The sequence below is a fragment of the Cupriavidus pauculus genome (assembly GCF_003854935.1).
In the GTDB taxonomy this organism is placed as follows: domain Bacteria; phylum Pseudomonadota; class Gammaproteobacteria; order Burkholderiales; family Burkholderiaceae; genus Cupriavidus; species Cupriavidus pauculus_C.
Map to the genome: position 1 here is coordinate 126,333 of NZ_CP033969.1, position 26,253 is coordinate 152,585.

Below are 26,253 nucleotides of genomic sequence, written 5' to 3' on the forward strand. Positions count from 1 at the left end.
TACCAGTGAAACGTGAAACCTGTGATGTCAGCCTCTGCGGGCCGTGCGCGGGCGCCGCCGGCGTGTTGCCGCCCGCGGCGTCCACGGCGCGCCCCGTGGCGCGGCGCCCGGCGCTCAATGCGCCAGCGCGGCGATCTTCGACAGCAGTTCCTCGCCGTCCACCGGCTTGACGATGTAGTCCGAGGCGCCCTGGCGGATGCCCCAGATGCGGTCCGTCTCCAGGCCCTTGCTGGTGCACATGATCACGGGGATGTCCTTGAAGCGGTCGTCGCGCTTGATGGCGCGGGTGGCCTGGTAGCCGTTCTGGCCCGGCATCACCACGTCCATCAGGATCAGGTCGAAGGCTTCGGCGTCGAGCCGGGCCATGGCCTGCTCGCTGTTGCCGGCCACGGAGACCTTGAAGCCCTTCTTGCCGAGCAGGTCGGACATGAACAGGGCTTCGGTGGGCGAATCGTCGACGATTAGGATTTTGCTGATGGTCATTGTGTGGTTCCTGGATACTTCGGCGGCCCGGTCAGGCCGCCACGGCCGCGCCGGCCTCGTGCGCGCAGCCGGCCATGCAGGCGTGCACCGCCTGCAGCAGCGCTTCGCGCGAGAACGGCTTGGCCAGATGGTCATGGGCGCCGACGAGCTTGCCGCGCGACCGGTCGAACACGCCGTCGCGGGACGACAGCATGATCACGGGGATGGCGTGGAAGCGCGGGCTTTTCTTGATCAGGGAACAGGTCTGGTAGCCGTCGAGCCGCGGCATGAGGATGTCGCAGAAGATCACGTCGGGATGGAGGTCGCCCACCTTGGCAAGCGCCTCGAAGCCGTCCTCGGCCAGCATGACCTGGAATCCGGCCTGCGCGAGGAAGATCTCCGCCGTGCGGCGGATGGTGCTGGAGTCGTCGATCACGAGCACCTTCACCGCGGCCGTGGCCGCCGTGGATGCCCCGCTGGCACCGGCGTGGCCGCCGGCGTTGACCCCATCGACAGACGTGTCTTGTTCTGTTTGAGTGACCCGCATCTTGTTCCCGCGACCCACGTCCTGCGTGACACAACAGGCGTCGGCATTCACTTGAGAACTTCCGCACGGCGCCGCGCATGGCGGACCGGCGGCCCCCGATTTCCTATTCCCAGTCAAAAAAATCCCGGCTACCCAAGCCGGTGGCGGCGCGCTTCTGTTTGCACGCCTGCCGTTCTACTGCCTACTGCCAGTGCCGCGGCACCCCGTCTTCGGCGCGCCTGCCTTGGGCGGCGCGGCCGGACGGATGTTCAGTTTTGCCGCAGAGTGTGACAACTCGTGGGGGGGCCGTCAATCCGCAGACCCCGGCGCCACCGGCCGGTCTGTCGCTTTGGCGCGACGGGCGGCCGTTTTCCGAGGATGGACTCAGATCGCCACCATCTCGAAATCTTCCTTGCGTGCCCCGCATTCCGGGCAGGTCCAGTTGATGGGCACGTCCTCCCATTTGGTACCCGGGGCGATGCCGTCTTCCGGCGCGCCGGTGGCCTCGTCGTAGATCCAGCCACAAATCAGGCACATCCAAGTCTTGTATTCCATATGCAGGCTCTTGCCAGTCTCCATTAAAATCCAGCGCATGATGGTACCCAATCGGCGCCGATGACGCCACCCATGGGCCGGCACGAACGGCCCAATATCGCCGCGTTCGTGCAATTTGGCGTGCAGATGCCGTCCGAACGGCACGCTTTCGGTCGCGATTGCCCGGTTTTCCGGCAACCGTGGCCGCCCGGGCCCCGCCAGCGCCCCCGCACCGGACGCCTGTCTCCTCCCCGACCCTCTTTTTGGCCAGATTCCCATGTCCCGTAACCAGCAGCTCTTCGACCGCGCCCAGCAGACCATTCCCGGCGGCGTCAATTCGCCCGTGCGCGCCTTCCGTTCCGTCGGCGGCACGCCGCGCTTCATCACCCGGGCCCAGGGCGCGTACATGTGGGACGCCGACGGCCAGCAGTACATCGACTACATCGGCTCCTGGGGCCCGATGATCGTCGGCCACGCCCACCCGGACGTGGTACGCGCCGTGCAGGAAACCGCCGCGCACAGCTTTTCGTTCGGCGCCCCGACCGAGGCCGAGATCGTGATGGCCGAGGAAATCTGCAAGCTCGTGCCGTCGATCGAGCAGGTGCGGCTGGTGTCGTCGGGCACCGAGGCCACCATGAGCGCGCTGCGGCTGGCGCGCGGCTTCACGGGCCGGGACCTGATCATCAAGTTCGAGGGCTGCTACCACGGCCACGCCGACAGCCTGCTGGTCAAGGCCGGCTCGGGCCTGCTGACCTTTGCCGATACCACGCAGAACGCGCCGTCGTCGGCCGGCGTGCCCGCCGACGTCACGCGCCACACGATGGTGCTGGAGTACAACAACGTCGCCCAGCTCGAAGAAGCGTTCGCGCGCCACAAGGGCGAGATCGCGGCGGTCATCGTCGAGGTCGTGGCCGGCAACATGAACCTGGTGCGCGCCAGCCAGGCGTTCCTGCAGACCATGCGCAACCTGTGCAGCGAGCACGGCAGCGTGCTGATCTTTGACGAAGTGATGACCGGCTTCCGCGTGGCGCTGGGCGGCGCGCAGGCGCACTACGGCATCCGCCCGGACATGACCTGCCTGGGCAAGGTGATTGGCGGCGGCATGCCGGCGGCGGCGTTCGGCGGCCGGCGCGACATCATGGCCAAGCTGGCGCCGCTGGGCGGCGTCTACCAGGCTGGCACGCTGTCCGGCAACCCGCTGGCCGTGGCGGCCGGCCTGGCCACGCTGAAGCTGATCCAGGCGCCGGGCTTCTACGACCGGCTGGCCGCCCAGACCCGCAAGCTGGCCGACGGCCTCACCGCCGCCGCCCGCGCGGCCGGCGTGCCGTTCTGCGCCGACGCCATCGGCGGCATGTTCGGCCTGTACTTCACCCACGACGTGCCGGCCAGCTTTGCCGAGGTCACCCAGGCCGACGTCGGCCGCTTCAACCGCTTCTTCCACGCCATGCTGGCCGAAGGCGTCTACCTGGCCCCGTCGGCGTTCGAGGCCGGCTTTGTCTCGGCCTGCCACGACGACGCGATCATCGACCAGACGATCCGGGCAGCCGAGACGGCGTTCCGCGCCGGGTGACGGTTGCGCCCTCCCCGCGCGTTCCTAATATGCGCGAGGGAGGGCCCGCCGCGCCGGCCGCCCCCGGGCCGGTCAACCCGCCCGCACTTTGCCCGGCAGGCGGACGACGCTGCGCTACACTCCAGCCTTGTGATGCCGGAGACCGAGGAGCCCCTTGATGCGCACCATTCCTACCCCCGCCCTGTTCCGCTGGTTCGTGCTCGCCCTGCTGGCCAGCCTGCTTTCCGCCTGCGGCTACAACGACTTCCAGAAAAAGGACGAGGCCGTCAAGGCGGCCTGGGGCGAGGTGGTCAACCAGTACCAGCGCCGCGCGGACCTGATTCCGAACCTGGTGGCGACGGTCAAGGGCTACGCCAGCCACGAGCGCGAGACGCTGGAGGCGGTGACCAAGGCCCGGGCGCAGGCCACCAGCATCCAGGTCACGCCCGAGACGCTCAACGATCCGGAGGCGTTCGCACGCTTCCAGCAGGCGCAGGGCCAGTTGACCAGCGCGCTGTCGCGGCTGCTGGCGGTGGCCGAAAACTATCCGAACCTCAAGGCCGACGCGGCGTTCCGTGACCTCCAGTCGCAACTGGAAGGCACCGAGAACCGCATCACTGTGGCCCGCCAGCGCTACATCGCGGCGGTGCAGGACTACAACGTGCTGGCGCGCAGCTTCCCGACCAACCTGACCGCGATGGTGTTCAAGTACCCGGTCAAGCCGTCGTTCACGGTGGAGAACGAGAAGGCGATCTCCACGCCGCCGGCCGTGAAGTTCTGATCGACCGGCCGCCCCGGGGACGCCACCATGCGCAGGCTCGCCACGCTCTGGTTCCTGGCCATCGCCCTGGCGCTGCCGGCGTGGGCGGCCGATGGCTTCGTGGTCGTGCCGCCGCTCAACGCGCGCGTGACCGACCTGACCGGCACGCTGAGCGCCGACCAGCGCAACGCGCTGGAAAACGTGCTGGCCGACTACGAGCAGCAGCGCGGCAGCCAGATCTTCGTGCTGATGGTGCCCACCACGGAGCCCGAGACCATCGACGCCTACAGCATCCGCGTGGCCGACGCCTGGCGCGCCGGCCGCAAGGGCGTGGACGACGGCGTGATCGTGCTGATCGCCAAGGACAACCCGCCGGGGCTGCGCAAGATGCGGCTGGAGGTAGGGCGCGGGGTGCAGGGGTCGCTGACCGACGCCATGTCGGCCCGCATCCTGCGCGACGTCATGGCGCCGCACTTTCGCCAGAACGACTTCTACGGCGGGCTGGCCGCCGGCATCTCGGCCATCCAGGCAACCATCGACAAGGAAGGACTGGCCGCGCCCGACCGGCGGCGCCAGGGCAATGTGGCGATGGACGACTGGCTGCCCGTGCTGTTGCCGCTGGCGATCATCGTGTTCTTCTTCCTGTCGGCAATGATGCGGCGCGGCGGACGGCCGCACGTCGTGACCACGCGGCGCGGCTGGCCCACGGGGACGGCGGGCGGGCTCGGCGGCATGACCGGCTACGAGATCGGGCGACGCTGGGGCGGCGGTGGCGGCTTTGGCGGCGGCGGTTTCGGGGGCGGTGGCGGCGGCGGATTCGGCGGCGGCGGCGGGGGTGGCTTCGACGGCGGCGGCGCCTCGGGCAACTGGTAAGGGGGACAGCAATGCACAAACCGAAGCCTGCCCGACCGGCCCTGAACCATTCGATCCAGCGCGCGCTGCGCCACCTGGGCACCGGCCCCAGCCTGGCGCGCCGGGCGTTTCCCGACGCCGCGCGCCACCAGATCCAGGTGGCCGTGCACAAGGGCGAGCAGCATCACCGGGGCGAGGTGCGCGTGGTTATCGAAGCCAGCCTGCCGCTGGGGCTGGCGTGGCGCGGCGTGACCCCGCGCGAGCGCGCCCGCGCGCTGTTCGGCGCGCTGGAGGTCTGGAACACCGAGGACCATTCCGGCGTGCTGCTCTATATCAACCTGGCCGACCACGCCGTGGAGCTGCTGGCCGACCGGGGCATCGACGCCTGCGTCAGCCCGCAAGCGTGGCAGGCGTTGTGCGAGCAACTGACCCACGGGCTGAAGAAGGACCTGTCGGTCAAACCCGTGCTCGACGCCATCGCGCAGATCCACGGCCTGCTGACCGAGCACTTTCCGGCCGAGGCGGGCCGCAATCCGAACGAACTCGACGACCGGCCGATCATCCTGTGACGCGGCGTGGCCGCGCACCCGCTCAGCGCCCCGCCGCCTCCGGCTCCCGCTTCTCCATCAGGTACCAGACCGCAGCCAGCACCTGCACCACCACCAGCGCGCCCCAGACCCACAGGTGGGCCGCCACGGGGTAGTGGCCGTCCACGGCCGGGAAGAAGTCGAGCACGAAGCCGATGCCGATCTGGAACAGGAACGTGGCCAGGAACACGGTCAGCGTCATGGCCGTGGTGGCGCGGCCAATCAGCGCGTCCGGGAACCGGCGGGCCAGCAGCGCGTAGGTCAGGATGCCGCTGGAGCCGAACACGCCGTAGGCCGCCCACAACACGCCCAGCGGCACGAACGGCAGGTGGGCCATCAGCAGGAGCTGGACGACGATGAACGCCATCATGCCGAACCCCGCGAACGCATAGAGGCTGATGCCGCGCCGCTCCAGATGGCGGGCGGCCCAGCCGGCGCCCACGCAGCCGGCCATCATCGCGATACCGATCACCGACACGAGCCGCGCGCCTTCGCCGGCGGACAGGCCCTGCACGTCGCGCATGAAGGCGCTGACCCACAGCGTCTGCACGGCCAGGAAGATGCCCTGGTTCAGCAGCGTCAGCGGCACCACGCGCCAGAAGCGCTCGCTGCTCAGGATCAGCCGCGTGCCGCGCAACTGCTCGGCAAAGCTTTCCTTGCCGGCGCGCCGCGCGTCGGGCACGCCAAACCAGAGCAGCACGGCCATGCCGAACGAGATGGCGGCCAGCCCGGCGCTGACCGTGCGCCAGTCCGTCCACGACAGCAGCCACGACAGCGGTGCCCCCACCACCACCGCGCCCAGCCCGCCGATGGCCATCACCAGCCCGTTCAGCAGCGGCATGCGCGACAGCGGAAACCACATCGACAGGGCCTGGATGGCGGCGCCCAGGCAGACGGAGACGCCCACGCCGATCATCGCGCGTCCGGCGGCCAGCCCGATCATGCCCGGCGCCCACGCAAAGACCAGCGATCCGGCCACGGCCAGCATCAGCAGCGCCGCCTCGGTCCGGCGCGGGCCAAAGCGGTCCAGCAGGATGCCGGCCGGCAGTTGCGCGCAGGCAAACCCCAGGAAGTAGAAGCTCGTGAGCAGGCCCAGGTCGCCGGCGGTCAGGCCCAGTTCGCGCGTCAGGTACGGCGCAAAGCCCAGGTTGACGCCACGGAAGATGTACGAGACCAGGAAGCCGAGCGAGAAAAACGCCAGCACGCGCCAGCGGGCGGGCGAGGCATGGGGCGAAGCGGGGCGCAGCGCATCGGCGGTGGGGGCCCGCCCGGTATCGGCAGTGGAAGAGTTCATGCCTGCCATTGTGATCACCACCATGGTGCAAGGCCAGTGAAAGATACCCGCGTCAATTGTGAGTAGAATTTGACGACTTTCCGCCCCCGCCATGGTCACCAACCGCCCCCCTCACCTGCCCCCGCTCCAGGCCCTGCGCGCCCTCGAAGCCGCCGCGCGGCACCGCAGCTTCTCGCGCGCCGCCGAGGAACTGGCGCTCACGCACAGCGCCATCAGCCACCATATCCGCGGGCTGGAGGACAACCTCGGCACCAAGCTGTTCCGGCGCACGGGGCTGACCATGACGCCGACCAGCGCCGGCGCCCGGCTGGCCGAACAGGTGCGCGGCGCGCTGGACCAGCTCGAAGCAGCGCTGCGCGAGGCCAGCGATGTGGCCGGCGACGTGGCCAGCCCGCCTGTCGTCCGGCTCCAGGTCAGCGTCATGGCCGACCTGGCCAATGCGTGGCTGATCCAGCGGCTGCCAAGCCTGCACGCGCAGGCGCCGGAACTGGACCTGCACCTGCGGCTGCATGCCGAGATCTCGCCGCCCGACCCCTATTCGGTCGATGTCGGCATCTGGCACCAGCGCGTGGACCTGCCCGGCTTTGAATGCCACAACCTCATCGAGGACCACGTGATCGCCGTGGCCAGCCCGGCATTGCTGGCGCGCTACCCCGGTTTCACGGTGGCGGACCTGCCCCGGCTGCCGATGCTCCGCTTTGCGCTGCGGCCCTGGCGCGACTGGCTGCTGCTGGCCGGCCTGCCGCCGGTGGAGCCCGAGCGCGGGCCGATCTTCCAGGACGCCGGGCTGATGCTGCAGTCGGCCGTGGCCGGGCTGGGCGTGGCCACGGCGCGCGCGCAACTGGCGCACGACTATCTGGCCAGCGGCCAGCTCGTGCAGATCGGCACCACGCGCATTCCGTCGAGCCTGCACTACTGGGTCACGTGGCGCGAAGGCAACCCGCGCGAGAAAGCCATCGTGCGCTTTCATGCCTGGCTGCGCGAGCAGGTGGAAGAATCTGCATGGCCGTCTCCCGGCTGAAACACTTCTCGTTTCGACGCCCCGTTGTGTGGGCCAACGTACGCTTCATACACGTAACAACATCGATCACATTCCTCCATAGGTTTCAAGAACGAAACACTTTGGCCGCAGCCTGTCCGCGCGGCCATGATGACCCCGCCCTCGTACTTCAGGACGAGGGCCAGGTGCCCCAGACGATCCTTTCCGCGCTGGCGTCGGCTGAACGGATGAGCCACGGATCGTACAGAGTGCGCGCCGGCACCCCTCGCCCGCGAGCCGGCGCGTTTTGCGCCACATAGCCATTCGGCGTAGCCCCACCACCCCTGCGCGCTGTCTACACCGCCTACCTTCGATTCATGGCGTATCAGGCGCTTCACGATTGATACGTTTTTGGTCGCCAGGCCACCCTTCGCGCTTTCCCGCAGCGTGCGCCGCTTACGAGACTTCCGTGTGCGTTTGAAGCGTCGCTGTCCGCACCTTCCGTTGTAATTCCTTAATGTTCCCGAAATTTGTGATGTATCCGGCCTGCACAGTTTTCGAAACATCCGGTTACAACGTCTCGCAAACGACGCAGCGGCCAAAACCCACTCCCTTGTAAATCAACGACTTGCGTCCAGTGGCACGCTCGTCGCTCCATGTCCCGCAACCACGGCAGGTTCGCAGGCTTCGCAACAGACGATGCCGGGACCACAGACCAACACAGTGGGACGGGGGGCCGAAAGGTCCGAAACAGGGAGCGAACAGGGCCGGCACGCTGCAGTGCCGCCCGGGTGGGCAAGGCCGATCAACAGGCCGGACCGCCGCAGGTTTTGCAGCAATTCAGGCGCGAGACGATCCCTGGAGAGCAGTAAGGATCGGCTCGCGGCGCCCTCCCCCAGGATGCCGGTGCCGCGTCAGGCGGCCAGGCAACAGGGTGACCGGGCCACGCCGGATGTTTCCGGCGCACCCGGACTGAGCCAGGTGGAATCGTACGGACGCCACGTCAGTGATGGCCTTGCGGTTTGGCCTCGGCCGGCAGTATCGGCCGAAACCTTGTGCCCGATCTCCAGCGGGCGCTTTTTTCCACAAACCATGACGTCAAAGGAGAAGGACATGACCTCCATGTTCGAAGGTTTCAAGCGTTTTGTTCGTGAAGAAGACGGCGCAGCGGGCGTGGAGTATGCCCTTCTGCTCGCCTTCGTGGCGCTGGTGATGGTCACGTACGGCACGACCGTCAAGACCGCCGTCGGCACCATCTGGAACTCGATCGCGACGGCCCTTTCCGCCGCCTGATCGACATGCTGCAAGCGGACCGGCGACGTTGCGCCAGCGGCGCCGGTTCGATTGCAGCGCAACACCACTCGAATTCGGACGGCTGCGCCGGGCCACGCGCCCCGCGCAACCGGCGCCCACCGCCACCGGACACTGCCATGACCACCACGATTACCGCGCTCGCCAACCTGAGCCTGGCCGCCATGGTCACGGTGGCCGCCATCGGCGACGCCCGCACGCGCCGCATCCCGAACTGGCTGGTTGCCAGCGGGATGGTCCTGGCCCTGGCGGCGCAGATCGCCACGCTGGGCCCGCGCGACGGCAGCCTGCATTGGCTGGCCGGGCTGGCCACGGGTATGGGCATCTTTCTGGCCGTGTACCTGCTGGGCGGCATGGGCGCGGGCGACGTGAAGCTGATGGGTGCGGTGGGTGCGTTCATGGGGCCGCTGGGCGGCGCGCACGTGGCCGTGGTCAGCTTTCTGGTGGGTGGCGTGCTGGCCCTGGCGGCGATGGCGATCCATCGCGAGTCGCGCCGCACGCTTGCCAGCCTGTCGGGCCTGCTGCTGGCGCTGCCGTTCGGGCGGCTGGCCGCGGCGGCGGCACGGCGCGGCCCGGCAGCGGGCGCCACCGCGCAACAGGACAAGGCCGATGGCGCCAAGCACGCCGCGCCGGCATCGCAAACATCAACGGGCAAGGCGGCCAGGTTGCCGTATGCCGTCGCCATCGCGGCCGGCACCTTGCTCGTGAAATGGGAAGTGCTCTGACGGCGGCGGCGTCACCTTCGCCACGCTAGTCAGACGGGGTCCGCGCAGCCACGTGCTGCGCCTGAGAAAGCAGGCAGTTCGAAGCAAACGGCCGAAACCGCCCGCAGGGGCTGGCGAACGGTCAGGAACGGGGGAGACGGCCATGCACGCAAGCAGCCGCACACACGCGCAACCGGGCACACGGCCCAGCGCCGCGCCACATCGCCACAGCAGCACGCCCGCGCACGGCGTGCACCACGCAACCCGTACCCGCCGGCGCACCGGTGGCGACGTCCGGCACGCCGGCGGCGCCGCGCGCCCCGTGGCCTGCCCCATCGTGCGGGCGCACCGGCCGTACCTCTTCTGATCGCGGAGACCGAGATGAAAAACCTGCGCATCCTCTTCATGTTGCTGGTGGCAACGATTGCGGGCCTGACGGCCGTGGTGCTGGCGTCGCGCTGGCTCATGCAGCAAGGCACCAGCGGCATCACCAAGGTGGCCGTGGCCAGTGCCGACATCGACCTGGGCCAGCAGCTCACGCCCGACGCCATCAAGCTCGTTGACTGGCCGTCCGCCAGCCTGCCGCCGGGCGTGGCCAGCGACGTCCAGTCGCTCGATGGCCGCGTCACCAAGGCCAGCCTGGCGCGCGGCGAGCCGATCCTGGACTCCAAGCTGACGCCGGTGGGCACCAAGGGCGGTCTGTCGGCGGTGATTGCCAGCGGCAAGCGCGCCATCACGGTGCGCGTGAACGATGTGGTGGGCGTGGCCGGCTTTGCGCTGCCGGGCAGCTTCGTCGACATCATCGTCAACACGCAGCGCGACAAGGACGGCAAGCCCGGCACCGCCGCGGCGGACCGCAACGACCAGTCGATCTCGAAGATCGTGCTGGAGAAGATCCTGGTGCTGGCCGTGGCGCAGGAGGTGAACCGCGACGAGACCAAGCCCAAGGTGGTGAACGCCGTGACGCTGGAGGTCTCGCCCGAGGAAGCCGAGAAGATCGACCTGGCACGCAGCGTGGGCACGCTCTCGCTGGTGCTGCGCAACCAGGTGGACCCGCGCCCGGTGGACACCGCCGGCGCCACCAAGGATTCGCTGCTCAAGGTACCCGTGATCGCCGCCGCCGCGCCGGTGGTCAAGACCGTGCAGGTGGTGAGGCAAGTGGCCCAGCGCCAGGCGCCCGCCGACTGCATCGGCGTCATCAGCGGCAACCAGCAACGGCAAGAGTGCTTCTGACACATCGGTGCCCGCCAGCCGGCAAGAAGCAGGCCGCAAGGTAACTGCTCCAGCAGGCGGGCCAACCATCCGGGGGAACATCATGGAACGTCATCAACAGCCACGCGGCGCCGCGCGCCGCACCAGCAGCCTTGCCACGCAGCTCCGGGCACCGGCCCTCACGCTCGCGGTCATGGCCGCGCTCTGGAGCAGCCACGCCAACAGCCAGGCCGGCGTGGAAGCGGCCATCGCCACGTCGGGCGCCGCCACCCAGGCCCGCCCGCTGCAACTGGCCGGTCCGGTCCAGCCCGGCGGCGCAGCGGGAGCCGCCGCGCAGCGCGACGCGCAGATCCAGACCCAGACCGTGCGCGGGCCCAACTGCACCGGCACCGTGCGCGAACGCCGCGAGGTGGCCGTGCCCGTGGGCAAGTCGACGATGATCGACATGCCCGAGCCCGTGCGCAGCCGCACGCTGGGCAACCCGAACGTGGCCCAGGCGATGCTGGTGTCGCCGCAGACGCTGTACGTGCTGGGCCAGGAAGTGGGCTCGACCAACATGATCGTGCAGGGCCGCAGCGGCTCCTGCAGCGTGATTGACCTGACGGTCGGCGCCGATCCGGGCGGCCTGCAGTCGGCGCTGCGCGAGCTGGTGCCGGAGGCGCGCCGCGTGCGTGTGTCGTCGGCGGCCGACAGCCTCGTGCTGACCGGCAGCGTGGCCGACGCCGTGCAGGCGCAGAAGATCCTCGACATCGCCAACGCGTTCGTGATCCGCCAGACGCGCGGCCCGGCGCAGGCCGCCAACGGCCAGGCCACCCAGGCCCCGCAGCAGCAGCAGACCAGCATGACGCAGCTCACCAACCCGGCCACGGCCGGCATGCCGGTGCGCAGCCCGCGCATCATCAACATGATGGTGGTGGAGGCGCCGCAGCAGGTGATGCTGGAGGTCAAGGTGGCCGAGGTGTCCAAGACGCTGATCGACCAGATGGGCTCCGCCGTGAACCTGCAGGGCGCGTTCGGCAGCTGGAGCTTCGGGCTGCTGGCCAACTTCCTGTCGTCGGGCGCCAGCGACCTGCTCAGCTTCAGCAAGGCCAACAACCTGCCGCTGAAGTTCGCGCTCGATGCCCAGCGCGGCGACGGCCTGGTCAAGATCCTGGCCGAGCCGAACCTGATGGCCATCAGCGGCCAGGAGGCCAGCTTCCTGGCCGGCGGCAAGGTGTTCATCCCGGTGCCGCAGAGCTTTGGCGGCAACACCACGACGATCATCCTGCAGGAGGAAACGTTCGGCGTCGGCCTGCGCTTCACGCCGACGGTGATGGAGAACGGCCGCATCAACCTCAAGGTGGCGCCCGAGGTGTCCGAACTGTCGCCCACCGGGGTGGCGCTGACCGCGCCGAACGTGTCCGGCGCGACGATCCTGCCGCTGATCAACACGCGCCGCGCGTCCACCACGCTGCAGGTCTACGACGGCCAGAGCTTCGCCATCGGCGGCCTGATCAAGAACAACATCACGGGCAGCCTCAAGGCGCTGCCGGGCGTGGGCGAACTGCCGGTGGTGGGCGCGCTGATGCGCAGCACCAACTTCCAGCAGGACCGCACCGAGCTGCTGTTCGTGGTGACGCCGCGCCTGGTCAAGCCGCTGCCGGCCACCTATCCGCTGCCCACCGACAGCTTCGGCACGGTCAATCGCGGCGAGGTCTACGCCACCGGCAACATGGAAGGCCGCCCGCAGCCGCCGGCGCCGATGCCCGGCGTACAGCCGGCCGCGATGCCGAATGCCGCGCCCGCCACGGCCCCGGCCGCCCCCGCCACGCCGATGCCCGTGCCCGGCAGCGCCCCGGCGCCCGTGACCGCCATCCCGGTACCGGCCGCGACCGCGCTGGCCGCCGCGGATGCCCCGGCCCCGGCCCAACAGTAAGCCCCGTCGCCCGGATCAAGGAGCCCATCATGTCTCAAGCCTTCGTGCCGGCGCCGCTGCGCCGCCCCCTCCTCCTCGCCGCCGTGCTGGCCATGGCGGCCGGCCTCACCGGCTGCATGTCGACGTCACCGGTCTACGACCAGCACTTCGGCGAATCGGTCCGCATCGTGCGGGCGATGCAGACGCTGAACCCCGACGCGCCGAACAACGCCGACCCCGGCATCAACGTCAACGCCCGGGCGTCCACGGCCGCGATGGACCGCTTCAACGGCCTGTACCAGGCGCCGCCGTCGGACGGCAATGCCTTCCGCATCGGCGTGGGTGCCGCGCAGGGCGGCGGCCTGTCCAACATGGGCCGCTAGCGCGCCGCCCCCAAACGTCAGCCTTCAGGAGCCGGCCATGGCCAAGATCGTCGCAGTCTCCGCCGATGACTCGCAACTGCAGCACGTTGCCGGGTTGATCGCCCAAAGCGCCAGCCACGTGGTGCAGCGCACGCTGGCCGCGCCCGGCGTGGCGCTGTCACAGCCGGGCCTGACGCTCGGCACCGACCTGCTGATCGTGGCCGCGCCCGACTTCAGCGCCGACGACATCGCGCAGCTTCGCCGCCTGCGCACCGAGGCGCCGGACACGCTCTGCATGCTGCTGACCGGCAACCCGTCGGCGGACCTGCTGATGCGCGCGATGCGGGCCGGCGTGCAGTGCGTGCTGCCGTGGCCGCCCGACGCGGCCGAGTTCCGCGACGAGCTGCAGCGCTGCACCAGCCACGCGCTCAGCGGTGGGCGCGCCGAGGGCCAGGTGCTGTCGTTCGTGTCGTGCAAGGGCGGCAGCGGCACCACGTTTCTGGCGGCCAACACGGCGCACATGCTGGCCACCCAGCACCGCAAGCACGTGCTGCTGCTGGACCTGAACCAGCAGTACGGCGACGCCGCGTTCGTGCTGACCGACCAGACGCCGCCCGCCACGCTGACCGACGTGTGCCGCCAGATCGACCGGCTCGACGCCGCGCTGCTCGATGCCTGCGTGACCCACGTGGGCCCCGGCTTCGACGTGGTGCCGGCCGCCGGCGACCCGGTCAAGGCCGGCGAGATCAAGGCCGCGCAGATCGAGCGGCTGCTCGACGTGGCGCGCCAGCAGTACGACGTGGTGGTGCTCGACGTGGGGCAGGACATCAACCCGATGTCGCTCGTCGTGCTGGACCACAGCAACCTGATCTACCCGGTGCTGCAGCCCAGCCTGTCGCACCTGCGCGCGGGGCGCCGGCTGCTGGACCTGTGCCATTCGCTCGGCTACCACACCGACCGCCTGCGCCTGGTGCTGAACCGGCAGGACAAGCACGCGCCGATCGACCCGCGCACGATGGAGAACGCCTTCGGCATGCGGTTCGCGCACCTGCTGCCCAACGACACGGCGCCCGTGCGCGAGGCCAGCAGCCAGGGGCTGCCGCTGCTGCAGGTGGCGCCCAAGGGCGCGCTGACGCGCGCGCTGCTGGCGCTGGCGGCCGACATCTATCCCGGGGCCGCGCCGCAGCGCGACGGCCTGTTGCGCAAGCTGTTCGGCCACGGCACGCAGGTGCCGGCCGCGGCGCGCGCCTGACCCGCACGCACGGAGACCATCATGTCCTTGCGAGAACAACTCTTCCAGCAGGCCGGCGAGGCCATGCCGCAGCGCGTGGCGCGTGCCAACGGCAACGGCGCGGTCAGCCCGGCCTACCAGCAACTGGCCATGGAGATCCACCAGACCATCGTCGACCGCGTGGAACTGAGCCGCCTGCAGCAGATGACGCCCGAGCAGGTGCGGCGCGAACTGGCCCAGGTGGTCGAGCGCATCGTCGACGAAGGCAACCATCCGCTCAACGAGGCCGAACGGCGCCGGCTGGTGTCCGACGTCCAGGACGAGATGCTGGGCTACGGCCCGCTGGAACCGCTGCTGGCCGACCCGACGATCTCCGACATCCTGGTCAACACGGCCCGGCGCGTCTACGTGGAGCGGCGCGGCAAGCTGGAGCTGACCGACATCACGTTCCTCGACGACGCCCACCTGCTGCGCGTGATCGAGAAGATGGTGTCGCGCATGGGCCGGCGCATCGACGAGTCGAGCCCGATGGTGGACGCCCGGCTGCCCGACGGCTCGCGCATCAACGCGATCATCCCGCCGTCGGCCATCGACGGCCCGCTGCTGTCGATCCGCCGCTTCGCGGTCAATCCGCTGCAGGTGAAGGACCTGGTGGAGCTGTCGACGCTGACCCCGCAGATGGCCCAGCTGCTGGAGGCCATGGTGCAGGCCAAGCTCAACGTGCTGATCTCCGGCGGCACGGGCAGCGGCAAGACCACGCTGCTGAACATCCTGTCCGGCTACATCCCGGCCGACGAGCGCATCGTCACGATCGAGGACGCCGCCGAGCTGCAGCTGCGCCAGGCCCACGTGCTGCGGCTGGAAACCCGGCCGCCCAACATCGAGGGCCGTGGCGAGATCACGCAGCGCGCGCTGGTCAAGAACGCGCTGCGGATGCGCCCGGACCGCATCATCCTGGGCGAAGTGCGCGGCGCCGAGGCGCTGGACATGCTCCACGCGATGAACACGGGCCACGAGGGCTCGCTGGCGACGATCCACGCCAACACGCCGCGCGACGCGCTGACGCGGCTGGAAAACATGATCAGCACGGCCGGGCTGAACCTGCCGATCCGCACCATGCGCCAGCAGATCACGTCGGCGCTGTCGGTGGTGGTGCAGGTGACGCGCCTGACCGACGGCCGGCGCAAGCTGGTCAGCGTCAGCGAGATCACCGGCATGGAGGGCGAGGTCGTCAACATGCAGGAAATCTTCACGTTCCGCCGCAAGGGCGTGGACCGCGACGGCCGCATCCGGGGCCACTTCTGCGCCACGGGCGTGCGCCCGAAGTTCTGCGAGCGCCTGCAGGCGTTCGGCATCCACCTGCCCGAGACGCTGTTCGATCCCTCGGCGATGCACGAGGTCTAGCGCGGCGGGGCCGCCACAAGAACAAGGAATCGGGGATACGGGGATACGAGGATACGGGGATACGGGGGAGCACATCATGAACGGGACGATGATCGGATTCGCGGTGTCGGTGTTCCTGGCCTGCGTGCTGGGCGCCGCCGGCGCGTGGCAGTGGTGGCACCAGACACGCAGCCAGCGCGCGCGGCGCTTCAGCCATCGCGTGGAGGCGGCCATGCTCAACAGCGCCAGCCACGCGGCGGATGCCAGCATCCTCAAGCAGCGGGTGCTCAGCGAATCCCCGGAGATGGCGCAGCTGCTGCGCCGGCTGCCTCGCGTGGACAAGCTCGACCTGATGCTGCTGCAGTCGGGCCTGAACTGGTCGGTGGGCCGCCTGCTGGCGCTCTGCGCGATGGCCGGGCTGCTGGCCGTGGCGGGGCTGGTGCCGTTCCACCCGCCGTGGTTCGCGCTGGTGCCGCTGACCGCATGCGCGGCGGCGCTGCCGCTGCTGTACCTGCTGCGCCGCCGCGCCCGGCGGCTGGCCACGCTGGAGGCCCAGCTACCCGAGGCGGCGGACCTGCTGGCGCGCGCGCTGCGGGCCGGCCACTCGCTGCCCAGCGCGCTGGACATGGCCGGGCAGGAGCTGCCCGCGCCCATCGGCACGGAACTGGCGCTGGTGTTCGGCGAGATCAACTACGGCATTCCGCTGGCCGACGCGCTGGCTGGGCTGAACGACCGCGTGCCGCTGGAAGACCTGCGCTACCTGGTCATCGCGATCCTGATCCAGCGCGAATCGGGCGGCAACCTGGCCGAGATCCTGGACAACGTCGGCAGCCTGATCCGCAAGCGGCTGCAGCTCATGGACAAGATCCGCGTGCTGTCGGCCGAAGGACGGCTTGGCGGCTGGATCCTGACCGCGCTGCCGGTCATCGTCGGCGGCATCGTGTACCAGATCAACCCGGACCTGATGGCCACGCTCTGGACCGATCCGGCCGGCATCAAGATGCTCTGGTACGCCGTGGCGATGACGTGCGTGGGCATCGTCTGGATGCGCCAGATCGTGCGCATCCACGTCTGACGCCCTTCACCCCAAGCGAGGCCCATCATGCCTACATCCACGATCCTCCTGCTGGCCGCCACGTTCGTCATCGTGTTCGGCGTGTCCTGCGTGGCGATGGTGCTGCTGCGGCCCGGCGCCGTGGACCGGCGCGTCAGCCAGATCCGCCGCGAAACCCCGGGCGTGGCCGAGCCCGACGACGCCCGCGCATGGCTGCGCCAGGTGGAGCGGCTGGCCAAGCCGCTCGCGCGGCTGTCGGTGCCGCGCGAGGGCTGGGAAAACTCCGCGCTGCGCACACGCTTCATCCACGCCGGCTGGCGCCAGGCCGAAGCCATCCCGCTCTACTTCGCGATCAAGACCGTGCTCGCGTTCGGGCTGCCGCTGGCGCTCTGGCTCGCGCTGTCCGGCCAGCTCGACGCCGAGGCCCACGCCCGGCTGCCGGTGCTGCTGTTCCTGGTGGCGCTGACCGGCTTCTACCTGCCCGACGTGGTGCTGCGCCAGAAGGTGAAGCGCCGCCAGCGCGAGATCTTCGAATCGTTCCCGGACAGCCTGGACCTGATCATGGTCTGCGTGGAAGCGGGCCTGGGGCTGGACGCCGCGATCCTGCGCGTGGTGGAGGAAATGCGCAACGCGCGGCCGGCCATGGCCGAGGAATACGAACTGCTGACGCTGGAACTGCGCGCCGGGCTGCCGCGCGAGAAAGCCATGCGCAACCTGGCCGCCCGCACCGGCGTGGACGACGTGAGCATGCTGGTGGCGATGCTGATCCAGTCGGACCGCTTTGGCACCAGCGTGGCCGATTCGCTGCGCGTGCATTCGGACATGCTCCGCACCAAGCGCCACATGCTGGCCGAGGAGCGCGCGGCCAAGATCGGCACCAAGATCCTGTTCCCGCTGATCTTCTGCATCTTCCCGTCGCTGTTCGTGGTGCTGCTGGGCCCGGCGGCCATCCAGGTCGTGGCGGCGCTGCAGAGCGTGGCCAACAACTAGCCCTTCCGAGGAGACCATCATGCGCGCACGTCCTGCCCCTTCCCGCTGCCGCCGCCCGCGCCGCGCGGCCGGCACCGCCGCGGTGGAGTTCGCCCTTGTCTTCCCGCTGCTGATGTTCATCGTGTTCGGCGTGATCGAGTTCGGCACCGCCCTCTACGACAAGGCCGTGATCACCAACGCCAGCCGCGAGGCCGCGCGCGCCGGCGTGGTGCTGAAGTCCCCGCCCATGACCAGCACGCAGATCAAGGCCGTGGCCGCCAATTACTGCCAGAACAAGCTGGTCACCTACGGCGCGGCGGCCACGTGCACCTACCCCGGCACGGTCACCGCCTGCGCCACGAGCGGCAACCCGCTGACGGTGCAGGTCTCCTACACGTTCAACGGCCTGCTGCTGGGGGCGATCATCCGCCCGTTCACGGGGCCGCTGACGATCAACGCGTCCACGACGATGCTGTGCGAATAGCCCGGAGGCATGCCATGAGACTTCACCGCCCCGATCCCCGCCGCCAGCGCGGCGCCGTCGGCATCATGATGCCGATGCTGATGATCTCGATCCTGTCCGTCGGCGCCGTCGCCATCGACGTGGCCCAGCTTGTGGTGGCGCGCAACGAGATCCAGAACGCCGCCGACGCCGCCGCGCTGGCTGGCGCCGCGGGCCTGTACCCGGCCAACCCCACGCCGCAGTGGTCGGCCGGCGTGACCAAGGGCACCAACGCGATCTCGCTGAACAAGGTGGGCGGCACCACCCTGGCCAACGGCACGGTACAGGCCGGCTACTGGAACCTGACCGGCACGCCGGCCGGGCTGCAGGCGCAGACCATCACGCCCGGCAGCAATGACGTGGCCGCCGTGCAGGTGACGATCACGCGCGGCCCCGGCAACAACGGCGGCCCGGTCACGATGCTGCTGGCGCAGGTCTTTGGCGGCACCGCGGCCAGCACGTCGGCCACGGCCGTGGCGGTCATCGCCGCGCCGGGCACAGTCAACAACGGCGGGCTGTTCCCGGTGGCGCTGAGCCAGTGCCTGTACGACTACTACTGGGACAAGGCGACCAACCTGCCGAAGATCGACCCGGCCACCGGCAAGGCGTACGTGTTCCGGATCGGGTCGGCATACCACTACGGCGTGTGCGAATCGGGCCAGTGGACGACGTTCACGTCGACCGACAACAGCGCCACGGCCACGCGCGACCTGATCGAGGGCGGCAACCCGGCGCCGGTGTCGATCGGGGACCAGATCTGGATGCAGGACGGCACCAAGACGTCGAACTACGGCTATGTTGGCGTCGGCCAGGACTACGTGATGCCGGTGACGTCGAACCTGTCGCCGGGGCAGCTGGGGCCGGTCACGGCGTTCGCCGGCTTCCACATCACGGCCTCGGTGGGCGGCAGCGGCAAGTACATCGAGGGCTACTTCATCCCCAACGTCAAGGTGACGGCCGGCGGCGGGGGCGTGGGGCCGTACTACGGGGCCTACGTTCCACCAAGGCTGGCCAGGTAACCCCCGTTTGGAGCCAATGGCCGATCCAGGCGCTCCCCAGGGGCGCGTACGCTCGCCAAGGCGTGATTGGCCCCTCGCGGCACGTTTCCATGACGGGTCGGCGAGGTCCCCCTTGGCTCCTTTTAGCGGCCCGGTCTTGACCGGGCCGTCTTTTTTTCGAAGAATCGACCGCAGTCCATCCCACCCCACGGGGGCCCAATGAAGCTGCGCATCCTCAGCGACATCCACCTGGAACACAACACGCCCGACGCGGTGCCCGGCTGCGACGCCGACGTCGTCATCCTGGCCGGCGACATCGCCAACGGGCGCGACGGCATCGACTGGGCCGCCCGCACGTTCGACGTGCCCGTGCTGTACGTGCCCGGCAACCACGAGTACTACGAAAGCGCGTTCGACCCGGTCGACCGGCTGATGGCCGAGGGCGCCGCGGCGTCTGGCAACGTGACGCTGCTCAACGGCGCGGTGGCCGAGTTCAGCGGCGCGCAGGGCGGGCCGGTGCGCGTGATCGGCACCACGTGGTGGACCGACTACGCGCTGTACGGCGAGAACCGCATCGACGAGGCCATGGCGGCCTGCGCGAAGGTCATGGTCGACCACCGGCTGATCGCCACCGCCGGCGACGACGGCCAGCCGCGCCCGTTCACCCCCTCCGACGCGCTGGCCCGCCATCGCGCCGCCACCGCGTGGCTGGCCGAGGAACTGGCCCGCCCGTTCGACGGCAAGACCGTGGTCGTCACCCACCACGGCCCCGACCTGGGCAGCCTCGACGCGCGCTACGCCCACGACATCGTGTCCGCCGGCTTCCTGTCACGCCGCCCGGACCTCGTGGCCCAGGCCGACCTCTGGGTCCACGGCCACACCCACACGAGCTTCGACTACTGGATCGACGACACCCGCGTGGTCTGCAACCCGCGCGGCTACATCTCGCGCCGCCGCAGCCAGCCGGAGAACCCGGTGTTCGACTGGGGGAAGGTGGTGGTGGTTTGACGTGCATTTCCTGCTCCCCTCTCCCGCTTGCGGGAGAGGGGTTGGGGGAGAGGGCGTCGAGGCTCTGCTTGCCGACCGGTTGCCATTTTGAACCGCCAGGCCCTCTCCCCCGGCCCCTCTCCCGCCTGCGGGAGAGGGGAGCCAACCACTTCCCAAAAAACCAAAAACCCCCAAGGGCTCGCACCCTTGGGGGTTTCCTGACAGTCAGGCCGTCGGGCCTGGCAGTCCGGCGCGATTTACATCATGCCGTCCATGCCGCCCATGCCGCCCATGCCGCCCGGCATTGCCGGAGCCGACTCTTCCTTCGGCGTTTCGGCCACGGCGCAGTCGGTCGTCAGCATCAGCGACGCCACCGAAGCGGCGTTCTGCAGCGCGGTGCGGGTCACCTTGGTCGGGTCCAGCACGCCCATTTCCACCAGGTCGCCGTACTCGCCCGAAGCAGCGTTGTAACCGTAGTTACCCTTGCCTTCGATGACCTTGGCCACCACGACCGAAGCCTCTTCACCGGCGTTCAGCACGATCTGGCGCAGCGGCTCTTCCATGGCGCGCAGCACGATCTTGATACCGGCGTTCTGGTCGGCGTTGTCGCCTTGCAGACCCGAGATGGCAGCACGGGCGCGCAGCAGGGCCACACCACCGCCGGGGACGATACCCTCTTCCACGGCAGCGCGGGTGGCGTGCAGCGCGTCTTCCACGCGTGCCTTCTTTTCCTTCATTTCGACTTCGGTGGCAGCGCCAACCTTGATCACGGCAACACCGCCGGCCAGCTTGGCCACGCGCTCTTGCAGCTTCTCGCGGTCGTAGTCCGAGGTGGCTTCCTCGATCTGGGCGCGGATCTGCTTGACGCGGCCTTCGATCGCCGAAGCGTCGCCGGCGCCGTCGATGATGATGGTGTTTTCCTTGCCGATCTCGATGCGCTTGGCCTGGCCCAGGTCCTGCAGCGTGGCCTTTTCCAGCGTCAGGCCCACTTCCTCGGCGATCACCGTGCCGCCCGTCAGGATGGCGATGTCTTCCAGCATGGCCTTGCGGCGGTCGCCGAAGCCCGGAGCCTTGACGGCGGCGGTCTTCAGGATGCCACGGATGTTGTTCACCACCAGCGTGGCCAGGGCTTCGCCTTCCACGTCTTCAGCGATGATCAGCAGCGGGCGGCCGGCCTTGGCCACTTGCTCCAGCACCGGCAGCAGGTCGCGGATGTTGCTGACCTTCTTGTCGAACAGCAGGACAAACGGGTTGTCCAGGGCAACAACCTGCTTTTCCGGGTTGTTGATGAAGTACGGCGACAGGTAGCCGCGGTCGAACTGCATGCCTTCCACGACTTCCAGCTCGTCGGCCAGCGACTTGCCGTCTTCCACGGTGATCACGCCTTCCTTGCCGACCTTGTCCATGGCTTCGGCAATGCGCTCGCCGATCGAGGCGTCGCTGTTGGCCGAGATGGCGCCAACCTGGGCGATTTCCTTGCTGGTCGTGGTCGGCTTGCTCAGCTTCTTCAGCTCTTCCACGGCCGAGGCCACGGCCTTGTCGATACCGCGCTTCAGGTCCATCGGGTTCATGCCGGCGGCCACGAACTTCATGCCTTCGCGGACGATCGACTGGGCCAGCACGGTTGCGGTGGTGGTACCGTCACCGGCGTTGTCGCTGGTCTTGGAAGCCACTTCCTTGACCATCTGGGCGCCCATGTTCTGCAGCTTGTCCTTCAGCTCGATTTCCTTGGCCACGGACACACCGTCCTTGGTCACGGTCGGGCCGCCGAAGCTGCGCTCCAGTACCACGTTGCGGCCCTTCGGGCCCAGGGTCACCTTGACTGCGTTGGCGAGGATGTTCACGCCTTCGACCATCTTGGCACGTGCGGCGTCGCCGAACACTACGTCTTTTGCTGCCATGTTCTCAATCTCCGAATCTGGGATGACCGTCCCGCGGTCATGGTGGGGACGGTCAGGGAATCTGGTGTGTTGCGGTCAGGCGGGTCGTCTTACTTGTTGACGACGGCCATGATGTCTTCTTCGCGCATGACCAGCAGTTCCTGGCCATCCACCTTCACGCCCTGGCCGGCATACTTGCCGAACAGCACGCGGTCGCCCACCTTCACGTCGAGGGCAATGTTGTTGCCCTTGTCATCCTTCTTGCCCGGGCCGATGGCGAGCACTTCGCCTTGGTCCGGCTTTTCGGCTGCATTGTCGGGAATCACGATGCCGGACGCGGTCTTGGTTTCGTTGTCCAGACGCTTCACGATCACACGGTCGTGCAGAGGACGCAGGTTCATACGGACTCCTAGATACAAAAAGTGAGTTTCTAATCACAAATGGCCGTTGTCGGCAACGGCCAGGGGGTTGGTACCGCAGGGGATGCTAACAGGTTGTTAGCACTCTCCCCCAGCGAGTGCTAATTATAGGGACGGGGTATTTCGATTTCAAGACGAGGGCTGAATGGGGGTTTTCCCGAAGGGCGATGGCGGGAGCCCTGGGCCGGCAAGGGGAAAGGGGCTAGTTCAGGCCGCTGCGGTCCACGTAGTCCAGCGCCTCGCGCACGGCCCGGCGGGCCTTGAGCACGTAGCAGACCTCACGGTCGCGGATGGCCAGCGCCAGCACCTCGGCCTGCACCATTTCCTGGAAATGATGGGCCGCGCGGCGCAGCGTGACGCCCGATGCCTTGGCCAGCACCACGGCCGGCAGGCCGTCGTCGCCTGCCTCCAGCAGCGCGCGGCAGATGGCGGCACGGGCCGGCACCGTCAGCAGTGCGAGGGTCAGGGTGCTTTCCTGCGTTTCCATGGTGTCCGCCTGATAGAGATGGGGCTGGCCGATCATGCCAGCGGCCATCGTACGCTGAAACGGCCGTGCGCTGCCGCACGACCCGGCGCGAGAAAACCCTAGCATCGCACGGCGCGGCACGCGGCATAGAATCTGCGAGTCGGCCGGACCCCCCGGCCCCACGGAGGGACCCCGCATGCGCTCCCCGTTCGACACCCGGGTGCTGCCCCATCTGGATGCCGCCTATAACTATGCGCGCTGGCTGTGCGGCAGCGACGCCGACGCCGCGCGCGTCACCGAGGCCGCCGTGCTGGCCGCCCGGCCCCTGGCCGACAGCCTGCCACCGGGCGATGCCCGCGCCTGGCTGCTGGCGATCGTGCGCCGCACCTGGTCGCAGGACGCCCCGGCATCGCCTGACACCCTGCCCGCCCCGCCCGACCGCCGCGCCACGTGGCCGGCGGGCGACATCGCCAGCATCGACGCCGCGCTGGCCCGGTTGCCCGTCGGCTATCGGGAAATGCTGGTGCTGCGCGACGTGGAGGCGCTGCACTACCGCGACATCGCCCAGATCGCCGGCATCGCCCCGGCCACGGTCATGACCCGGCTGGAGGCCGCCCGGCAGATGCTGGCAACCACGGTGGCCATGCTCGGCAAGGAGGCAGCATGAACTGCAAGGAAGCGATGACCCTGCTGGAAGCCACGGCCGACGGCGAAGTGGGCGGCGCGGACAGCGTCCGGCTGGAGCGGCACCTGGAGGATTGCGACACCTGCCTGGCCGCGCTGGCCCAGCTGCAGGCCGTCCACACCGCGGTCCGGCGCGGCGCGACGTACTACACGGCGCCGGCAGCGCTGCGGGAGCGGATCATGGGGATGGTTGGGGAGGGGTGAGGGGCGGTCGTCGCCGAGGCATGGCGCCAACGATTCCCCTCTCCCGCGCGCGGGAGAGGGGTTAGGGGAGAGGGCCGGCCGTTCAAGACGCGATATCGGCAACCGGAACCGCCTTGCCCTCTCCCCCGGCCCCTCTCCCGCAGGCGGGAGAGGGGAGCAACCCGGAGGCGGGCGCTAGCTTTCAGCCAGCACGGCTCAACCCACCACAAACGGCAACTGCCGCTGGCGCTTGCCCGTCAGGCGGAACAGCGCGTTGGCCACGGCCGGGGCGATGGTTGGCGTGCCCGGTTCGCCCAGCCCGGTGGGGTTGTCGTTGGACGGCACGAAGAACACGTCGACGACCGGTGCGTCGGGCATGCGCGGCGGCGGGTAGTCGGGGAAGTTGCTGTTCTTGACCACGCCGTTTTCCATCTCGATGGCAAAGCCCGGCCGGGTCATCGACAGCCCGAACACGCAGCCGCCCTGGATCTGCGCCTCGGCGGTCAGCGGGTTGACCACGCGGTTGGCGTGCACGCCGGCCGTCACGCGATGCACGCGCGGCTCGCCCTTCACCACCGACACGTCCACCACGTACGCCACCACCGAGCCGAACGACTCGTGCACGGCCACGCCCCAGGCATGGCCCCTGGGCAGCTTCTTCCTGCCGTAGCCCGACTTGTCGACGGCCAGTTGCAGCGCGGCGCGGTGGCGCGCGTGCTTCTTCTCGTCGAGCCGTGCCAGGCGCCAGGCCACCGGGTCCTGCTTTGCCGCCACCGCCATCTCGTCGGCCAGCGTCTCCTTGACGAACGCGGTGTGCGTATTGCCGACAGAGCGCCACCAGAGCACCGGCACGTCCACCTTGGGATGGTGCACGTGCAGTTGCAGCGGCAGGTCGTAGTCGTTCTCGACGATGCCTTCGGTCATCGTGGCGTCCACGCCGTTCTTGACCATCATCGGCTCGAACGGCGTGCCGCTGATGATCGACTGGCCGACGATGGTGTGCTGCCAGCCCACCACCTTGCCCTGGGCGTCCACGCCGATGCGCGCGCGATGCACGTGCAGCGGACGGTAGTAGCCGCCCTTGATGTCGTCCTCGCGGCTCCAGATCACCTTGAGCGGCCCGGTATGGCCCTTGGCCACCCAGGCGCGCAGCACGTTGGCCGCTTCCACCAGGTAGTCGGCGGTGGGCACCGCGCGGCGGCCAAACCCGCCGCCGGCCATCATCGTGTTCAGCGTGACCTTCTCGGGCGCCAGCTGCAGCGTACGCGCGATGGCGGCCTGGTCGATGGTCTGGAACTGCGAGCCCACCCACACCTTGACGGCCGACACCTTGCCGCCCGACACCTCGGGCTGCAGCGTGCAGTTCAGCGGCTCCATTGGCGCGTGGGCCAGGTACGGCACGCGGTACTCGGCCTCGATCACCTTTGCCGCGCCCGACAGCGCCGTGTCGATGCTGCCGCCTTCGAGCGGCCGGGCGACGATGCCGGGCTGGGCGGCCAGCTTGCTGTACTGGTCGAACAGCGCGGCCGTGCTGACCGTGGAACCGGTGTCTTCCCAGACGATCTCCAGCGCCTCGCGCGCGGTCTTGGCCGGCCAGTAGCCGTTGGCCACCACGGCCACGCCGGAGCCGCCGCGATCCACGTCCACCTGCATCACCTCGGCCACGCCCTTCACCTGGCGGGCCTTGTCGGCATTGAACGACTTGACCTTGCCGCCAAAGCGCGGCGGACGGGCCACCACGGCCACGGCCATGCCCTTCAGCTGGACGTCCATGCCGAACACCGGGTCGCCGTGCAGCTTCGACGCGGCGTCCAGCCGCGGCGTGGGCTTGCCGACGATGCGGAACTGGGCCGGGTCCTTGAGCCGCACCTGCGCCGGCACCGGCTGGCTCATCGCCGCCTGCGCCAGTTCGCCATAGGTGGCGCGGTGGCTGCCCGACGTGACCACGCCCATCGACGCGCTGCAGCTTGCCGGATCCACTTCCCACTGGCGCGCCGCCGCCGCGATCAGCATGGCACGCGCCCGCGCGCCCAGTTCGCGGTACTGCTCGAACGAGTGGTTCAGCGCCGTGGAGCCGCCGGTCATCTGGATGCCGAACGCCGGGTCCTTGTACGCGTCGCCGGCCGGCGCCAGGATCGCGCGCACGTTCTTCCAGTCGACGTCCAGCTCCTCGGCCAGCGCCATCGGCAGCGCCGTCTGCACGCCCTGGCCGAATTCCAGCCGGTTCACGGCGATGGTCACCGTGTTGTCCGGCGCGATGGTCAGGAACGCCTGCGGCGGCGACGCCGGCCGGGCGGCCTGCTGCGCCTGCGCGGCGTCCACGCCGGCAATGCCCAGCGCAAACCCGCCGCCGGCCAGGCCGGACAGCTTCAGGAACCCGCGCCGGCTCAATGTGCCCGGTGCGTCTGCTTGTGCCACGGGCGCGCCGCTGCCGCCCGCCAGGGCCTCGATGCCTCGAATTCGCATGACAG

The 26,253-nt window shown here is 69.3% G+C and carries 28 protein-coding genes; 20 read left to right on the forward strand and 8 right to left on the reverse strand.

The features are described 5' to 3' along the window. Positions 1 to 114: 114 nt before the first annotated feature. The 3 genes from EHF44_RS02280 to EHF44_RS02290 all read right to left on the reverse strand — a co-directional run bounded on the left by EHF44_RS02280 (position 115) and on the right by EHF44_RS02290 (position 1,543). Complete coding sequence (locus EHF44_RS02280) at positions 115 to 483, reverse strand: response regulator (RefSeq protein WP_124682236.1); 369 nt, start codon at positions 481 to 483, stop codon at positions 115 to 117. A gap of 31 nt (positions 484 to 514) precedes the next feature. Beyond that, a complete protein-coding gene (locus EHF44_RS02285) occupies positions 515 to 1,009 on the reverse strand; it encodes a response regulator (RefSeq protein ID WP_124682237.1) in 495 nt (164 codons plus the stop codon). A 363-nt stretch (positions 1,010 to 1,372) separates the two neighbouring features. Next, positions 1,373 to 1,543, reverse strand: a complete 171-nt coding sequence (locus EHF44_RS02290; protein ID WP_011298773.1) for a rubredoxin — start codon at positions 1,541 to 1,543, stop codon at positions 1,373 to 1,375. Between the two features lie 256 nt (positions 1,544 to 1,799). Here EHF44_RS02290 and hemL point away from each other — a divergent pair, with 256 nt between their 5' ends. The 4 genes from hemL to EHF44_RS02310 all read left to right on the forward strand — a co-directional run bounded on the left by hemL (position 1,800) and on the right by EHF44_RS02310 (position 5,252). Then, positions 1,800 to 3,092, forward strand: coding sequence for a glutamate-1-semialdehyde 2,1-aminomutase (gene hemL / locus EHF44_RS02295; protein ID WP_124682238.1), 1,293 nt, complete (start codon positions 1,800 to 1,802; stop codon positions 3,090 to 3,092). 157 nt (positions 3,093 to 3,249) lie between these two features. Next, complete coding sequence (locus EHF44_RS02300) at positions 3,250 to 3,852, forward strand: LemA family protein (protein WP_124682239.1); 603 nt, start codon at positions 3,250 to 3,252, stop codon at positions 3,850 to 3,852. A 27-nt stretch (positions 3,853 to 3,879) separates the two neighbouring features. Further along, a complete protein-coding gene (locus tag EHF44_RS02305) occupies positions 3,880 to 4,704 on the forward strand; it encodes a TPM domain-containing protein (protein WP_124682240.1) in 825 nt (274 codons plus the stop codon). Between the two features lie 11 nt (positions 4,705 to 4,715). Continuing rightward, positions 4,716 to 5,252 carry a TPM domain-containing protein gene (locus tag EHF44_RS02310; RefSeq protein WP_124682241.1) on the forward strand — a complete coding sequence of 179 codons (537 nt, stop codon included), beginning with the start codon at positions 4,716 to 4,718 and terminating at the stop codon, positions 5,250 to 5,252. A 22-nt stretch (positions 5,253 to 5,274) separates the two neighbouring features. Here EHF44_RS02310 and EHF44_RS02315 read toward each other — a convergent pair whose 3' ends face one another. Further along, entirely contained in the window at positions 5,275 to 6,564 is a 1,290-nt protein-coding gene (locus tag EHF44_RS02315) for an MFS transporter (RefSeq protein WP_253699940.1), read from the reverse strand. A gap of 91 nt (positions 6,565 to 6,655) precedes the next feature. Here EHF44_RS02315 and EHF44_RS02320 point away from each other — a divergent pair, with 91 nt between their 5' ends. The 14 genes from EHF44_RS02320 to EHF44_RS02385 all read left to right on the forward strand — a co-directional run bounded on the left by EHF44_RS02320 (position 6,656) and on the right by EHF44_RS02385 (position 20,171). Next, complete coding sequence (locus tag EHF44_RS02320; protein ID WP_124682242.1) at positions 6,656 to 7,585, forward strand: LysR substrate-binding domain-containing protein; 930 nt, start codon at positions 6,656 to 6,658, stop codon at positions 7,583 to 7,585. Between the two features lie 1,071 nt (positions 7,586 to 8,656). Then, a complete protein-coding gene (locus EHF44_RS02325) occupies positions 8,657 to 8,836 on the forward strand; it encodes a Flp family type IVb pilin (protein ID WP_172965998.1) in 180 nt (59 codons plus the stop codon). Between the two features lie 137 nt (positions 8,837 to 8,973). Beyond that, complete coding sequence (locus EHF44_RS02330; RefSeq protein ID WP_124682243.1) at positions 8,974 to 9,579, forward strand: A24 family peptidase; 606 nt, start codon at positions 8,974 to 8,976, stop codon at positions 9,577 to 9,579. Between the two features lie 142 nt (positions 9,580 to 9,721). Continuing rightward, positions 9,722 to 9,925 carry a hypothetical protein gene (locus tag EHF44_RS02335; protein ID WP_124682244.1) on the forward strand — a complete coding sequence of 68 codons (204 nt, stop codon included), beginning with the start codon at positions 9,722 to 9,724 and terminating at the stop codon, positions 9,923 to 9,925. Positions 9,926 to 9,939: 14 nt separating this feature from the next. Further along, positions 9,940 to 10,791, forward strand: coding sequence for a Flp pilus assembly protein CpaB (gene cpaB / locus EHF44_RS02340; protein WP_124682245.1), 852 nt, complete (start codon positions 9,940 to 9,942; stop codon positions 10,789 to 10,791). A gap of 82 nt (positions 10,792 to 10,873) precedes the next feature. Continuing rightward, entirely contained in the window at positions 10,874 to 12,685 is a 1,812-nt protein-coding gene (locus EHF44_RS02345) for a type II and III secretion system protein family protein (protein WP_124682246.1), read from the forward strand. 29 nt (positions 12,686 to 12,714) lie between these two features. Continuing rightward, positions 12,715 to 13,047 carry a hypothetical protein gene (locus EHF44_RS02350; protein WP_253699942.1) on the forward strand — a complete coding sequence of 111 codons (333 nt, stop codon included), beginning with the start codon at positions 12,715 to 12,717 and terminating at the stop codon, positions 13,045 to 13,047. Positions 13,048 to 13,084: 37 nt separating this feature from the next. After that, positions 13,085 to 14,278 carry an AAA family ATPase gene (locus EHF44_RS02355; RefSeq protein ID WP_124682247.1) on the forward strand — a complete coding sequence of 398 codons (1,194 nt, stop codon included), beginning with the start codon at positions 13,085 to 13,087 and terminating at the stop codon, positions 14,276 to 14,278. Positions 14,279 to 14,299: 21 nt separating this feature from the next. Then, entirely contained in the window at positions 14,300 to 15,661 is a 1,362-nt protein-coding gene (locus EHF44_RS02360; RefSeq protein ID WP_124682248.1) for a CpaF family protein, read from the forward strand. A 76-nt stretch (positions 15,662 to 15,737) separates the two neighbouring features. Further along, a complete protein-coding gene (locus EHF44_RS02365; protein WP_124682249.1) occupies positions 15,738 to 16,715 on the forward strand; it encodes a type II secretion system F family protein in 978 nt (325 codons plus the stop codon). A gap of 27 nt (positions 16,716 to 16,742) precedes the next feature. After that, a complete protein-coding gene (locus EHF44_RS02370) occupies positions 16,743 to 17,684 on the forward strand; it encodes a type II secretion system F family protein (protein WP_124682250.1) in 942 nt (313 codons plus the stop codon). Between the two features lie 19 nt (positions 17,685 to 17,703). Beyond that, entirely contained in the window at positions 17,704 to 18,147 is a 444-nt protein-coding gene (locus tag EHF44_RS02375; protein ID WP_124682251.1) for a TadE/TadG family type IV pilus assembly protein, read from the forward strand. 14 nt (positions 18,148 to 18,161) lie between these two features. Next, positions 18,162 to 19,184, forward strand: coding sequence for a TadG family pilus assembly protein (locus EHF44_RS02380; RefSeq protein ID WP_124682252.1), 1,023 nt, complete (start codon positions 18,162 to 18,164; stop codon positions 19,182 to 19,184). Between the two features lie 198 nt (positions 19,185 to 19,382). Next, positions 19,383 to 20,171 carry a metallophosphoesterase gene (locus EHF44_RS02385; protein WP_124682253.1) on the forward strand — a complete coding sequence of 263 codons (789 nt, stop codon included), beginning with the start codon at positions 19,383 to 19,385 and terminating at the stop codon, positions 20,169 to 20,171. 236 nt (positions 20,172 to 20,407) lie between these two features. On the opposite strand, the gene groL is transcribed toward EHF44_RS02385, so the two are convergent. The 3 genes from groL to EHF44_RS02400 all read right to left on the reverse strand — a co-directional run bounded on the left by groL (position 20,408) and on the right by EHF44_RS02400 (position 22,936). Then, on the reverse strand, positions 20,408 to 22,051 hold the full coding sequence (groL, locus tag EHF44_RS02390) for a chaperonin GroEL (RefSeq protein ID WP_124682254.1): 1,644 nt from the start codon (positions 22,049 to 22,051) through the stop codon (positions 20,408 to 20,410). An 89-nt stretch (positions 22,052 to 22,140) separates the two neighbouring features. After that, positions 22,141 to 22,431 (reverse strand): co-chaperone GroES, encoded by a 291-nt coding sequence (gene groES, locus EHF44_RS02395; protein WP_008644494.1) that lies wholly within the window; start codon positions 22,429 to 22,431, stop codon positions 22,141 to 22,143. A gap of 220 nt (positions 22,432 to 22,651) precedes the next feature. Beyond that, positions 22,652 to 22,936 carry an ArsR family transcriptional regulator gene (locus tag EHF44_RS02400; protein ID WP_124682255.1) on the reverse strand — a complete coding sequence of 95 codons (285 nt, stop codon included), beginning with the start codon at positions 22,934 to 22,936 and terminating at the stop codon, positions 22,652 to 22,654. Positions 22,937 to 23,111: 175 nt separating this feature from the next. On the opposite strand from EHF44_RS02400, the gene EHF44_RS02405 reads away from it, so the two are divergent. Both EHF44_RS02405 and EHF44_RS02410 read left to right on the forward strand, forming a co-directional pair. Then, positions 23,112 to 23,582, forward strand: coding sequence for a sigma factor-like helix-turn-helix DNA-binding protein (locus EHF44_RS02405; RefSeq protein ID WP_124682256.1), 471 nt, complete (start codon positions 23,112 to 23,114; stop codon positions 23,580 to 23,582). Next, the gene (locus EHF44_RS02410) at positions 23,579 to 23,803 is read left to right on the forward strand and encodes a zf-HC2 domain-containing protein (protein ID WP_124682257.1); all 225 of its coding nucleotides are present in this window, start codon (positions 23,579 to 23,581) and stop codon (positions 23,801 to 23,803) included. Before EHF44_RS02405 ends, EHF44_RS02410 begins: the two co-directional genes overlap by 4 nt. 195 nt (positions 23,804 to 23,998) lie before the next feature. On the opposite strand, the gene EHF44_RS02415 is transcribed toward EHF44_RS02410, so the two are convergent. Next, positions 23,999 to 26,248, reverse strand: a complete 2,250-nt coding sequence (locus EHF44_RS02415; RefSeq protein WP_124682258.1) for a xanthine dehydrogenase family protein molybdopterin-binding subunit — start codon at positions 26,246 to 26,248, stop codon at positions 23,999 to 24,001. Positions 26,249 to 26,253 lie beyond the last annotated feature (5 nt).